The sequence below is a fragment of the Comamonas thiooxydans genome (assembly GCF_002157685.2).
Taxonomy (GTDB): domain Bacteria; phylum Pseudomonadota; class Gammaproteobacteria; order Burkholderiales; family Burkholderiaceae_C; genus Comamonas; species Comamonas testosteroni_H.
The window spans coordinates 1-13,293 of record NZ_AP026738.1; the positions used below are offsets into that span (position 1 = coordinate 1).

General features: G+C 62.1%; 9 protein-coding genes. 4 read left to right on the forward strand and 5 right to left on the reverse strand.

What is annotated here, in order from left to right; translation table 11 throughout:
• The 3 genes from dnaA to gyrB all read left to right on the forward strand — a co-directional run bounded on the left by dnaA (position 1) and on the right by gyrB (position 5,427).
• Positions 1 to 1,407 (forward strand): chromosomal replication initiator protein DnaA, encoded by a 1,407-nt coding sequence (gene dnaA / locus CTR2_RS00005; protein ID WP_087085581.1) that lies wholly within the window; start codon positions 1 to 3, stop codon positions 1,405 to 1,407.
• Positions 1,408 to 1,589: 182 nt separating this feature from the next.
• Positions 1,590 to 2,711, forward strand: a complete 1,122-nt coding sequence (gene dnaN / locus CTR2_RS00010) for a DNA polymerase III subunit beta (protein ID WP_003064798.1) — start codon at positions 1,590 to 1,592, stop codon at positions 2,709 to 2,711.
• Positions 2,712 to 2,859: 148 nt separating this feature from the next.
• A complete protein-coding gene (gene gyrB, locus CTR2_RS00015; protein ID WP_087085580.1) occupies positions 2,860 to 5,427 on the forward strand; it encodes a DNA topoisomerase (ATP-hydrolyzing) subunit B in 2,568 nt (855 codons plus the stop codon).
• 55 nt (positions 5,428 to 5,482) lie between these two features.
• Here gyrB and CTR2_RS00020 read toward each other — a convergent pair whose 3' ends face one another.
• Complete coding sequence (locus tag CTR2_RS00020) at positions 5,483 to 6,100, reverse strand: glutathione S-transferase family protein (RefSeq protein WP_087085579.1); 618 nt, start codon at positions 6,098 to 6,100, stop codon at positions 5,483 to 5,485.
• A gap of 156 nt (positions 6,101 to 6,256) precedes the next feature.
• On the opposite strand from CTR2_RS00020, the gene CTR2_RS00025 reads away from it, so the two are divergent.
• Positions 6,257 to 6,664, forward strand: a complete 408-nt coding sequence (locus CTR2_RS00025; protein WP_003065319.1) for a YkgJ family cysteine cluster protein — start codon at positions 6,257 to 6,259, stop codon at positions 6,662 to 6,664.
• A gap of 18 nt (positions 6,665 to 6,682) precedes the next feature.
• On the opposite strand, the gene CTR2_RS00030 is transcribed toward CTR2_RS00025, so the two are convergent.
• The 4 genes from CTR2_RS00030 to CTR2_RS00045 form a co-directional block, all read right to left on the reverse strand.
• Complete coding sequence (locus CTR2_RS00030; protein WP_054073427.1) at positions 6,683 to 8,080, reverse strand: sensor histidine kinase; 1,398 nt, start codon at positions 8,078 to 8,080, stop codon at positions 6,683 to 6,685.
• A complete protein-coding gene (locus CTR2_RS00035; protein WP_087085578.1) occupies positions 8,080 to 8,784 on the reverse strand; it encodes a response regulator transcription factor in 705 nt (234 codons plus the stop codon). Before CTR2_RS00035 ends, CTR2_RS00030 begins: the two co-directional genes overlap by 1 nt.
• Before the next feature lie 122 nt (positions 8,785 to 8,906).
• Complete coding sequence (locus tag CTR2_RS00040) at positions 8,907 to 10,202, reverse strand: TolC family protein (RefSeq protein WP_087085577.1); 1,296 nt, start codon at positions 10,200 to 10,202, stop codon at positions 8,907 to 8,909.
• Positions 10,180 to 13,293 carry an efflux RND transporter permease subunit gene (locus CTR2_RS00045; protein WP_087085576.1) on the reverse strand — a complete coding sequence of 1,038 codons (3,114 nt, stop codon included), beginning with the start codon at positions 13,291 to 13,293 and terminating at the stop codon, positions 10,180 to 10,182. The genes CTR2_RS00040 and CTR2_RS00045 overlap by 23 nt, the downstream gene beginning before the upstream one ends.

Below are 13,293 nucleotides of genomic sequence, written 5' to 3' on the forward strand. Positions count from 1 at the left end.
ATGACAGAGGAACCAACCAATGATGCAGGCCAGGCCCTGTGGCAGGTCTGCGTTGAGCAACTGGGTCAGGAGCTGCCAGAGCAGCAATTCAACACCTGGATCAAGCCGCTGACGGCACTCGTTGCAGAAGATTTTTCCAAGGTCACTGTCTATGTGGCCAACCGCTTCAAGCTGGACTGGATCCGTGCCCAGTATGCGGGCCGCATCTCGGCCATGCTGGAGTCTCTCTACGGCCAGCCCGTCACTCTTGAGTTAGCACTTGCTCAGCGTGAAAGCGTTGTACGCACTTATGTGCGACCTCCGTCGTCGACACAACAGACTGCGCCTCAGACGCACAATGTCGCCGTGCCCACCGTCACCAGCGAAGAGGCCAGCGCTCCGGTTTTCCGCACCCGATTGAACCCGGCCCTCACCTTCGAGACGCTGGTCGAAGGTACGGCCAACCGCATGGCGCGCTCGGCTGCCATGCATGTGGCAGGCTCGCCCGGTCATCTCTACAACCCGCTGTTCATCTACGGCGGTGTCGGTCTCGGTAAGACCCACCTGGTCCACGCTGTGGGTAACCAGCTGCTCAAGGACAAGCCCGACGCCAAGATTCTCTACATCCACGCCGAGCAGTTCGTCTCGGATGTGGTCAAGGCCTACCAGCGCCGCACCTTCGACGAGTTCAAGGAACGCTACCACTCGCTCGACCTGCTGCTGATCGACGATGTGCAGTTTTTCGCCAACAAGGACCGTACGCAGGAAGAGTTCTTCAATGCCTTCGAGGCCCTGCTGGCCAAGAAGAGCCATATCGTGATGACGTCCGACACCTACCCCAAGGGTCTGGCCAATATTCACGAGCGCCTGGTCTCGCGTTTCGACTCGGGCCTGACGGTGGCCATCGAGCCGCCTGAGCTGGAAATGCGCGTGGCGATTCTGATCAACAAGGCCCGCGCCGAGAACGCCGACATGCCCGAGGAAGTCGCCTTCTTCGTGGCCAAGAACGTGCGCTCCAACGTGCGTGAGCTCGAAGGCGCGCTGCGCAAGATCCTGGCCTATTCGCGCTTCAATCAGAAGGAAGTGTCGATCCAGCTGGCCCGCGAGGCCCTGCGTGATCTGCTCAGTATTCAGAACCGCCAGATTTCTGTGGAAAACATCCAGAAGACGGTCGCTGACTACTACAAGATCAAGGTGGCCGACATGTACAGCAAGAAGCGCCCGGCCAGCATTGCCCGACCGCGCCAGATTGCCATGTATCTGGCCAAGGAGCTGACGCAGAAAAGCCTGCCCGAGATCGGCGAGCTGTTCGGCGGCCGCGACCACACCACGGTGCTGCACGCCGTACGCAAGATTGCGGGCGAGCGCCAGACCAACACCGAGTTGAACCAGCAGCTGCATGTGCTGGAACAAACGCTCAAGGGTTAAGAGCGTGTTCACGATCTCCTCGCGCCGACGTAGAGGTCCTGACCACGCTCTAAAAAACTCCCCCATGAATGTCACTCACACAGGGCAAAATGGGGAATTCACGCGGCATGAGGGAGCGTCCGCCCTGCCCTGCGGACGCCGCCGCGTCAAAACAAATGCGCACTTAAATCACTGAGGTTGACATGATCGTCCTGAAAGCCACACAAGACAAAGTTCTCGCGGTCCTGCAATCGGTGGCCGGCATTGTCGAGCGCCGCCACACGCTGCCCATTCTGGCCAATGTGCTGATCAAGAAGACCGGCAATGCACTGCAGCTGACAACCAGCGATCTGGAAATCCAGATCCGCACAACGGCCGAGCTGGGCGGCGACGCCGGTGACTTCACCACCACCATCGGTGCCCGCAAGCTGATCGACATCCTGAAGACCATGCCCGGCGACCAGACCGTGAGCCTGGAGACGCAGCAGTCCAAGATGATTCTGAAAGGCGGCAAGAGCCGCTTCACGCTGCAGACCCTGCCCGCCGAAGACTTCCCGCTGGTGCAGGAATCGGCCGCCTTCGGCCCCGCTTTCAGCGTGCCGCAAAAAGTGCTCAAGGACCTGCTGGGCCAGGTCTCCTTTGCCATGGCCGTGCAGGACATCCGCTACTACCTGAACGGCATTCTGTTCGTCGCCGAAGGCAACACCCTGAGCCTGGTGGCCACCGACGGCCACCGCCTGGCCTGGGCCAGCGCCACGCTGGACGTGGAAGTGCCCATCAAGCAGGAAGTGATTCTGCCGCGCAAGACCGTTCTGGAGCTGCAGCGCCTGCTGTCGGACGCCAGCGGCGAGAACCAGCCCGTCATCGAGATGCAGTTTGCCAACAACCAGGCCAAGTTCACCTTTGGCGGCATGGAGTTCGTGACCAAGCTGGTCGAGGGCAAGTTCCCCGACTACAACCGCGTCATCCCGCGCAACCACACCAACAGCGTGACCCTGGGCCGCGCACCGCTGCTGGCATCGCTGCAGCGCACGGCCATCATGACCAGCGACAAGTTCAAGGGCGTGCGCCTGTCGGTCGAGCCCGGCACGCTGCGCGTGGCGTCCAACAACGCCGAGCAGGAAGAGGCCATGGACGAGCTCGATATCGACTACGGTGGTGACACCATCGAGATCGGCTTCAACGTGACCTACCTGATCGACGTGCTCACCAATATGAGCCAGGACATGGTCAAGATCGATCTGCAGGACGGCAACAGCTCGGCGCTGGTCACCATCCCCGAGAACGAAAGCTTCAAGTACGTCGTGATGCCCATGCGCATCTGAGCGGACCGAACGCAGCCAGCCATTTCATTGCCTGAAATAACAGGAGCAGCTACCGCTCATCCTGTAATGATTTCAGGCAAGTATTCATTTGAAAGTTATGCAGGTCAGGCGCCAACAGCTCCTGGCCTTGTAGCAGCAAGGTAATTTCATGACCGAAGAGAACAAGCCAGACACCCAGACCGCCGCGGATGCAGGCGGCTATGGCGAAGGCGCAATCCAGATCCTGGAAGGCCTGGAAGCGGTGCGCAAGCGCCCGGGCATGTACATCGGTGACACCTCGGACGGCACCGGTCTGCACCACCTGGTCTTCGAGGTCGTGGACAACTCCATCGACGAAGCGCTGGCCGGCTACTGCGACGACATTCTGGTCACCATCCACGCCGACGGCTCGCTGTCCGTGATCGACAACGGCCGCGGTATTCCCACGCGCGTGAAGATGGACGACAAGCACGAGCCCAAGCGCTCGGCCGCCGAAATCGCCCTGACCGAGCTGCACGCCGGCGGCAAGTTCAACCAGAACAGCTACAAGGTCTCGGGCGGTCTGCACGGCGTGGGCGTGTCCTGCGTGAACGCGCTGTCCATCTGGCTCAAGCTCACCGTCAGCCGCGACGGCGTGCGCCATGAAATCGACTTTTCGCGCGGCTTTGTGCAAAACCGCCTGATCGAAGTCGTGGACGGCACCGAAGTCTCGCCCATGCGCGTGGTCGGTGCCAGCGACAAGCGCGGCACCAAGGTGCACTTTCTGCCCGACCAGGAGATCTTCAAGGAGAACTTCGAGTTCCGCTACGAAATCCTGGCCAAGCGCCTGCGCGAGCTGTCCTTCCTGAACAACGGCGTGCGCATCCGCCTGAAGGACGAACGCGACGGCAAGGAAGACGACTTCTCGGGCGCCGGCGGCGTCAAGGGCTTTGTGGAATTCATCAACGGCACCAAGAAGGTCCTGCACCCCACCACCTTCTACGCCGAAGGCACACGCCCGGCAGAGACCTATGGTGGCATTCCCGGCACCGAAATCGGCGTCGAAGTCGCCATGCAGTGGAACGACAGCTATGCCGAGCAAGTCCTCTGTTTCACCAACAACATTCCCCAGCGTGACGGCGGCACCCACCTGACCGGCCTGCGCGCAGCCATGACCCGAGTCATCGGCAAGTACATCGCCGACAACGAACTTGCCAAGAAGGCCAAGGTCGAAGTCACCGGCGACGACATGCGCGAAGGCCTGTGCTGCGTGCTCAGCGTGAAGGTGCCCGAGCCCAAGTTCTCCAGCCAGACCAAGGACAAGCTGGTCAGCTCGGAAGTGCGAGCGCCCGTGGAAGACATTGTCGGCAAGCTGCTCGCCGAGTTCCTCGAAGAAAAGCCCAACGACGCCAAGATTCTCTGCAACAAGATTGTGGAAGCCGCCCGCGCCCGTGAAGCAGCCCGCAAGGCCCGCGAAATGACACGCCGCAAGGGCGTGCTGGATGGCATGGGCCTGCCCGGCAAGCTGGCCGACTGCCAGGAAAAAGATCCTGCGCTGTGCGAAATCTACATCGTCGAGGGTGACTCCGCCGGCGGCTCCGCCAAGCAGGGTCGCGACCGCAAGTTCCAGGCCATCCTGCCGCTGCGCGGCAAGATCCTGAACGTGGAAAAGGCCCGCTACGAAAAGCTGCTGTCCAGCCAGGAAATCATCACCCTGATCACCGCCCTGGGCACCGGCATCGGCAAGGTCAGCGAAGACTCGGGCAAGAGCAGCAGCGACGACTACAACCCCGACAAGCTGCGCTACCACCGCATCATCATCATGACCGATGCGGACGTGGACGGCGCCCACATCCGTACCCTGCTGCTGACCTTCTTCTACCGCCAGATGCCCGACCTGGTCGAGCGCGGCCATATCTACATCGCCCAGCCGCCGCTGTACAAGGTCAAGAACGGCAAGGAAGAGCTCTACCTCAAGGACGGCCCGGCCCTCAACAAATACCTGCTCAAGATCGCGCTGAACCATGCCAGCGTGAACACCGGCGGCGACACTCCGCGCACCGTCGAGGGCGAAGAGCTGGCCAAACTGGCCGACATGCACCTGGCCGCCGAAACCGTCATCGAGCGCCTGTCCAACTTCATGGATGCCGAAGCCCTGCGCGCCATTGCCGACGGCGTGCAGATCAAGCTCGACACCATCGAGGAAGCCCAGGAATGCGCCCCGATTCTCGAAGCCAAGCTGCGCGAGCTGACCACCACCGGCGTGCCCGCCGATGTGACGGCCGAGATCGACCCCAACAGCGAGCACCCCATCCTGCGCATCAGCCGCCATCACCACGGCAATATCAAGAGCTCCATCCTGACCCAGGAGTTCGTGCGCAGCCATGACTATGCGGCCCTGTCCGACGAAGCGCAGAACTTCGTCGGCCTGCTGAGCGAAGGCGCCAAGGTCACGCGCGGCGAAGGCGAGAAGGCCAAGACCGAAAAGGTCGGCGACTTCCGTCAGGCCATGGCCTGGCTGATCTCCGAAGCCGAGCGCACCACGGGCCGCCAGCGCTACAAGGGTCTGGGTGAAATGAACCCCGAGCAGCTCTGGGAAACCACCATGGACCCCAATGTCCGCAGCCTGCTGCAGGTCAAGATCGGCGACGCCATCGAGGCTGACCGCGTCTTCACCATGCTCATGGGCGACGAGGTCGAACCGCGCCGCAACTTCATCGAAGACAACGCGCTGCGTGCGGGGAATATCGACGTTTGATCCCCCTGTAGGTGGATGAAAAAACAAAGAGAAGGCCAGCGGAAGCTGGCCTTTTTTATTTCAGCTTCTGCACCGAAGCCCTGGCCTTCACGCGCTCGAAATGGGCTGCCACGCGCGGGAACTCGGCAATGTCCACGCCGTCGCCCTTGAGCCAGCCGGCCACGGTGTAGAGATAGCCGTCGGCCACGGTGAACTGCTCGCCCATCACCCAGGTCTTGTCACCCAGATAGTGCTGCTCGATCACGGCAAAGCAATCGCGCATGTTCTGCGGCACCTTGGCGCGCATGGCGGCCTGGGCGGCCTCGTCGTCGGCCCAGCGCGAGGCGCGTGGACGGTGGGCGTGGGCGATGTGCGCGGTAGAGGCCAGATAGGCATTGAATTCCTGCATCTGCGCCAGCGCAAAGGGATCCTCCAGCGGCGCCAGCCTTGCCTGCGGATGGGTCTGCGCCACATACAGCAGCAGCGCCGGAGTCTCGGTCAGCACACCGCGTTCCGTGGCCAGCGCGGGCACCCTGCCCTTGGGATTGATGCTCAGGTATTCGGGGCTGCGCTGCTCGTTGTCGGCAAAGCTCAGCGTCTTCAGCGTGAACTGGGCATCGGCCTCATAAAGCGCAATCAATACGGCCTGCGCGCAGGTGCCAGCTGCGTAGTAAAGCGTGGTTTGGCTTGCCAAAATCGTTCTCCCGTGGATGGTGATATGCCTGTGCAGTGTAGGCTGCTGCGCAGCCGGCTCAATCCCATGAACCGGGTCTGTTCATAGCAATGGCGCAAGGCAGACATCGACATCTCATGGCAGCATCGCGCTTCTCCCAGAAGTGCCCCACCCGAAATGAAATCCTCCATCCGCATTGTTGACGTCGACCGCCTGGAAACCTGGAGCAAGTACAAGGCCGGCATGTGTGACAGCTGCGCGGCCAATTGCTGCACCATGCCGCTGGAGGTGCGCCTGCCGGATCTGGTGCGCCTGGAGCTGGTGGACCCGTTCGAGGTCGAGAACATCGAGCCCAAGCTGATCGCCAAGCGGCTGCTGAAGATGCGCCTGATCGACCACTTCAACCCCAAGCACGAGATCTTCACCATGGCCCGCCGTGCGGGTGGCGACTGCAATTTTCTGGACAAGAACACGCGCCGCTGCACGGTCTATGAAAAGCGCCCGGAGACCTGCAGATTGCATCCCAAGAAGGGGCCCAAACCGGGGTTCTGCGCCTACGGCAACAAGGCGCTTTCGCAGATCTGAAAGCGTCGCAGCAGCGCTTCAGACATCGGCCACGGCAGGCAGCCAGATGCGCGCCACCATGCCCGGATTGGCGTTGTGAAAACTGAGCTTGCCGCCATGCAGCTGGACAATGGCCAGCACGCTGGCCAGGCCCAGTCCGTAGCCTGGGCGATCCGATTCTGCGCGGTAGAAACGGGTGGTCATTTTCTCCAGGGTCTGAGGATCTGCGCCCGGTCCCTGGTCCTGCACGGTGATCTCCACCCCCCATGCCCCATCGCTGCCCTGCTCCTGCGCCGGGGCCGCACGCAGCAGCACGTCAGCGCCATGAATATCGTTGGATGATGCTCCGTATTTGATAGCATTATCAACAAGATTGGAGACGGCGCTGGCCAACAGATCACCATCGCCCAGGGCCTGCACACCTTGCTGCACATCCAGCCTGAGAATGCCGCCGGCGTCTTCCACCAGCGGCTCGTAGAAGTCCACCACATCGACCAGCAAGGCCTGCAGATCAACCGGCGCAAAACTCTTGCGGCTGGCTCCGCTTTCCACTTCGGCAATCTGCAAAAGCTTCTCGAACACCACACCGAGTTCAGCGACTTCTTCGGCCACCAGCGCCAGCGTGGCGGACTGCATTTCGGGACTGGCCTGCTGCGCGTTGCGCAGGCGCAGCAGGATGCGCGTCAGCGGCGTTCTGAGGTTGTGCGCAATGCTGTTGGAGACATGGCGTATGCCTTCCATCAACTGCTCGAGCCGATCGAGCATGGCATTGATATCGCGGTTGAGCAGCGTGAATTCATCGCCGCGCTGATCGACCGGAATGCGCTGTCGCAAATCGCCAGCCGCAACGCGCGACATGGTGTTGCGAATGGCGGCCGCGCGCTCATCCACCACACGCCTGAAGACCATGGCACCTATCAGGGCCATGATGCAGGCCGCAACGGCCGCCAGCAAGCTGGCCTGACCGAACAGCTCTTCCATGTCGCGCTGCAGCTGCATGTCGCTGCCTACGGCCAGCAGATTGCCATTGGGCATTTCGACCACGGCAACCCGGCCCACCATCAGCCGCCCGTTGCGCTTCACGGTCAGCTCGCGCACGCCCATGATGCTGAGCTTGCGCGGAGGATAGACCTCGGCATTGCTGACAATGGTCTCGCCTTGCGGGTTCATGAGAATGAGGATTTCCGTGTCGGTATTCACACCGTCACGAATGGTCTGCAGTATCTCGCTTTCCAGCGCTCCAGGGCCGTATTTGGCCGAGTGCTCGGTCAGTCTGCGCACATGGTTCTCGGCCTGCTTGTCGAGCCTCACCCGCACCACGCCGACGGTCTGGACATAGAAGACGGCCAGCACAATGGCCATGGTCAGAACCAGGAGGCCGCCATAGCTGAGTGCCAGCCTGAAGGCCAGTGAACTCCAGGGTCTGGAGCGCATCATCAGACCACCTCGGGCAGGTCTTGCGGCTGGTCCGAAAGGCTGTAGCCCACACCGCGCACGGTATGGATGAGAGGCGTGGCAAAGCCTTTGTCCACCTTGCTGCGCAGGCGGCTGATGTGCACGTCGATCACATTGGTCTGCGGATCGAAGCGGTAATCCCAGACCGACTCCAGCAGCATGGTGCGCGTGACGATCTGGTGCGCATGCTGCATGAGAAACGCCAGCAGGCGGAACTCGCGCGGCTGCAGTGACAGCGGCTGGCCGGCGCGCTCGGCGTTGCGCGAAATCAGGTTGACGCGCAGATCGGCTACCTGCATCTCGCGCGTGGGAGCCGGGATCTGGGCGCGGCGCACCAGGGCTTCGAGCCTTGCCGAAAGCTCGGAAAATGCAAAGGGCTTGGTCAGATAGTCATCGCAGCCGGCCTTGAGTCCGCGCACTCTCTCGTCCGTGGCAGACAAGGCACTGAGTACCAGCACCGGCGTCTGTTTGCCCATGGAACGCAGTGTCTGCAGAATCTGCAGCCCGTCAAAGCCATTGGGCAACATACGGTCGAGGATGATGACATCCCAGTTCTCGCCAACGGCCTGTGCAATGCCTTGCACGCCGTCACCGCAGACGCTGACATGCGCGCCTTGCTGGCGCAACCCTTCAGCGATGTAACGCGCGTTGAGCGCATCGTCTTCGATGATGAGGTAGCGGTACATGCTGAGTCTGTCTCTGGCCGTTGGTGGACAGACACTATAAGCCGTTGCCTCCACCTTCGCAGCCGGAGACGCAGCGGCATCAGGAGGTGGTACAGGGGTTTGTGCCATCTCCCTCGCCTCGCTCAAGGCTGCACCTGTGGCAGATCGCCGCTGGCCTGACGCACTTCCCACTCGGCATCCAGCATGTCCTTGACCAGCTCCAGGTGCTCCAGCCTGTGCTCGGTAATCGAGCCCAGTGCATCGATCAGCTCCAGGATCGTGCCCTTGCCCAGCTTGTAGGCGTCTTGTGCCATCTGGTGCAGCGGCGCGATCTGCGCCAGCCCTTCCTTCTCGTAGTCGCGCACGGCCGTTCGGCGCAGCGACAGCTGCTGCAGGGCACGCTGCAATTCGGACTGAGCGGCAAGCACGACCGCATCACGGCGCAGCTCGGCCTGATCGGCCTCGACCTTGGCGCGCTCGATAGGGCCCTGGCGACGGTCGAAAAGCGGGATCTCCACGCTCACGCCCACTTGGTTGAAACTGCCATCCACGCTGTTACGGATACGGGAGAGACCAAAGGATGGCGTGGGCAATGCTTCACGCTGCTCCAGCTTGATTTTCTGGCGCGACCTGTCGAGCTCGGCCTGCGCGGCACGCAGACTTGGCAACTGGGTCTGCGCCTGGTTCCACAGCTGCTCGTAGCTGGCTGCCTTGCGAATGTCAGTGGCCTGCAGGCTGCCTTCCACACGCACCTGCCATTGCGGCAAGGCCGCAATGATGGCCACGCGTGATGCTGCATCCCGCAAGGCTGCCTGAGCCTTGCTGACCTGCATGCTCATCTGGGCCTGTTGCAGGTTAAGGCGCGCGCCGTCATAACGGCTGCGCGTGCCTGCTTCAATCTGGCCCCTGACGATGTTGCCGGCCTTCTCCAGCTCATCACGGGCAGCCAACCACACCTGATAGCGCTGCTGTGCCACCAGCAGCTCGTTGAAGGCATGGGCTGCATCGCTCATGGTGACGGCGACTGCGACATCTGCATTGGCCGCAGCGGCCTTCTCGCCCAGCCTGGCGTTCTCGATGCGCATGCCACGCTGGCCGAAGATGGGGATGGCCTGCTCCACGCCCCATTCCTTTTCTCCGCGCTTGCTGGAGTAGTGCATGGCGGGATTGGGTATGGTGGCAGCCGTTTTGCTGTCTGCCTTTGCCAGATCCAGCTGCATGCGATCTGCAGCCAGATTGGGCTGGTTCTGCACGACGATGCGCAGATATTCCTGCAGGGTCACAGGCTGTGCAGGGGCCGCCATACGGCCCGCTGCAGCATTGCTCTGTGCGGCTGCATCCATAGTCTCGGCAGCATGGCCTGTGCCGCTGAAAGCGCCGCAGCACAGTGCAGCGGCCATGGCCAGAGAGTGCCACTTATTCATCTTGAGCGCTTTCATCACGTTCTTCCTGCGTCAACATGTTCTTGGGGCCCAGCAAGGCATACAGCACGGGCAGCAGCACCAGCGCCACCAGTGGCAGCACCACCATGCCGCCGACGATGACCGAGGCAAAGGGGCGCTGGGTTTCGCTACCCACGCCGGTAGACAGAGCCATGGGCAGCAGGCCCAGCAGCGCCAGCAAAGCCACCAGAATGATGGAGCGCATGCGCTCGGCTGCACCTTCGATCAGCGCCTGCATCAAGGGCATGCCCTGACGGCGCAAATCCTCGACCGCAGAGACCACCAGCAAGCCCGCCAGGGCCACCTGACCCAGCAAGGCGATAAAGCCGATGGCCGCGCTGATGGACAGCTCGATGTGTGCCAGATGCAAGGCTGCGATGCCACCCACCATCGCAAACGGCGCGCACAGCAGGATGATGCCGGCGCTGCGGGCCTGGCCCAGCGCACCGAACAACAGGGCATAGACGATGACCAGAGACAGCGGCACCACCACCTTCAGACGTGCAGCCGCACGCTGCTGGTTCTCCCACTCGCCGCCCCAGACAGCCTGGTAGCCTTCGGGCAGCTTCACGTTCTGCTTGAAGGTGGCCAGCGTGTCCTTCACCACCGAGCCGATATCGCGTCCTTCCACGTTGAACTTGAGCGCCATATAGCGCGCATTGCCTTCGCGGAAGATGGAGGAGTTGCCGATCTTCATGCTGACCGTACCTACCGATCCCAGGGGGACCGAGCCACCATCGGGCAGCGGTATGGCGATGTTGCGAATGCGCTCCTCGTCCATGCGGTCCACATAGGGCAGGCGCACGCGCACCGGCACGGGGAATTCACCTTCCCACAGAGTGGTGGCCACATTGCCCGCCAGGGCCACTTCCAGCGTCTTTTGCGCGTCTTCCATGGCGATGCCCTGGCGTGCCAACGCCTGGCGATCGAACTGCACATGCACCTGGGGTGCCGGAGCATCGCGGTACAGATCCAGGTCAACCACGCCATCGATGTCCTTCACCAGCGACTTGGTCTGCTGAAGAATGCCGCGCAGCGTGGGAATATCGGGGCCGAACAGCTTGAGCACGACCTGACCGCGCGCCCCCGATGTGGACTCTTCCACGCTGTCGCGAATAGGCTGCGCGAAGTTGAAGGCCACGCCGGGAATCTCGCCCAGCGTCGCACGCATTTCCTCGATCAGCGCGGGCTTGGTCAGGCCCTTGCGCCATTCGCCATGGGGCTTGAGGCGCACCAGTACCTTGGCCAGATTCAGCGTCTCGTTGTCGGTGCCCGATTCGGGGCGTCCCTGCTCCGTGGTAACGGTAATCACCTCGGGGAAGACCTTGAGGCGCAGACGCACATCGCGCAGCACTTCCTGGCCTTTTTCCAGCGAGATGGAAGCAGGCATCTGCACCAGCACATAGGCATCGCCCTCATCCAGCTCGGGCAGGAACTCAGTGCCCAGCCATTTGGCTGAAACCCCGGCCACCACCAGCACGCTCACGAACACGGCAATCACGGCCGTGCGGCGCTTGGCTGCGCCCAGCACCTTGGCGATCCAGTGCTGGTAGCCATGGTGCGCGCGGTCGAAGATCTTGGGTTCTTCCACCATCACATGCTTGGGCTTGAGCATCAGGGCGCACAGCGCAGGCACCAGTCCCATGGCAAACACCAGCGCACCCAGAAGGGCAAAGCTGTAGGTCATGGCCAGCGGGCGGAAGATGCGGCCTTCAATGCTCTGCAGCGAGAACACGGGAATCAGCGCCGCAATCACGATGGCCATGGCAAACAGCGTGGGCTTGGCCACGGCAACGGCCGAATCCACAATGATGTGGCGCATGTCGTTCGCCGTCTGCGGCTTGCGCTGGCGTGCGTTGCGGATGATGTTCTCGGCCAGCACCACGGCACCGTCCACCATGATGCCGAAGTCGATGGCTCCCATGGAGATCAGATTGGCGGGCATGCCCAGCCAGTGCAGGCCGATGAAGGCCACCAGCAGCGACAGCGGAATCACGGTAGCCACGATCAGCGAGCCACGCAGGCTGCGCAGGAACAGCCACAGCACGGCCACGATCAGCGTGGCCCCGAACAGCAGGTTGTGCTGCACGGTCTTGAGCGTATGGCCAACCAGATCGGAGCGGTCATAGTTGGTGACCATGTGCATGCCTTCAGGCAGGCCGCCGCTGTTGAGCTCATCGACCTTGGCATGAATGTCATCGAGCACGATGGAAGGGTTGGCGCCGCGCTTGAGCAGCACAATGCCCTGCACCACATCGTTCTGGTCGTCCATGCCCACCGAGCCCTGACGCGGCGTATGCGACTGCGCGACACGCGCCACGTCACCAATGGTCACGGGAGCCTTGCCACGCATGGCAACGACCACATCCTGAATCTCCTGCGGATTGCGCAACAGGCCGATACCGCGAATGATGAAGGACTGCTCTCCGCGGCGCATCAGGCCACCGCCAACGTTGCGGTTGGACTTGGACAGCGCATCGCTCACATCGTCCAGCGACAGGCCCAGGCTGTAGAGTTTCTCGGGGTCCACTTCAACGTGGAACTCCTTGACGAAGCCGCCAATGCTCACCACGTCAGCCACGCCCTGCACCTGCTTGAGCACGCGCACCACATGCCATTCCTGCTCGGTGCGCAGCTGCGCCAGGGTGTGCCTGTCGCTTTGCAGGCGATAGTAGAAAATCTTGCCCAGCGGGGTGTAGTCGGGCGCCATTTCAGGCGTCACGCCGTTGGGCAGATCCGCCTGCGGCAGACGCTGCGAAACCTCGGCGCGCGCGGTGAAACTTTTCGCGTCGTCGTTGAAGACCAGGTTGATCATGGAGAGGCCGAAATAGCTCTCCGAGCGCAGCGATATCAGACCCGGCGTGCCGTTGAGCTCACGCTCCAGCGGCTGGGTGATCTGGCGCTCCACTTCTTCGGGAGCCAGGCCCGGCGCCTGGGTGATCACGCCGACCTGCACATTGGTCACGTCAGGATAGGCTTCGATGGCTGTCTGCAGATAGGCGTAGACGCCATAGATGGCAATCGCCAGCGTGGCGCACAGCGCCAGCAGTCGGCGATGGACGACAAATGCAATAAATGAACGCAGCAT

Excerpts from the sequence above, each read along its gene's own strand:
- dnaA (WP_087085581.1), top strand. The coding sequence starts at position 1 with ATGACAGAGGAACCAACCAATGATGCAGGCCAGGCCCTGTGGCAGGTC.
- dnaN (WP_003064798.1), top strand. The coding sequence starts at position 1,590 with ATGATCGTCCTGAAAGCCACACAAGACAAAGTTCTCGCGGTCCTGCAA.
- gyrB (WP_087085580.1), top strand. The coding sequence starts at position 2,860 with ATGACCGAAGAGAACAAGCCAGACACCCAGACCGCCGCGGATGCAGGC.
- CTR2_RS00025 (WP_003065319.1), top strand. The coding sequence starts at position 6,257 with ATGAAATCCTCCATCCGCATTGTTGACGTCGACCGCCTGGAAACCTGG.
- CTR2_RS00030 (WP_054073427.1), bottom strand. The coding sequence starts at position 8,080 with ATGATGCGCTCCAGACCCTGGAGTTCACTGGCCTTCAGGCTGGCACTC.
- CTR2_RS00035 (WP_087085578.1), bottom strand. The coding sequence starts at position 8,784 with ATGTACCGCTACCTCATCATCGAAGACGATGCGCTCAACGCGCGTTAC.
- CTR2_RS00040 (WP_087085577.1), bottom strand. The coding sequence starts at position 10,202 with ATGAAAGCGCTCAAGATGAATAAGTGGCACTCTCTGGCCATGGCCGCT.
- CTR2_RS00045 (WP_087085576.1), bottom strand. The coding sequence starts at position 13,293 with ATGCTGCGTTCATTTATTGCATTTGTCGTCCATCGCCGACTGCTGGCG.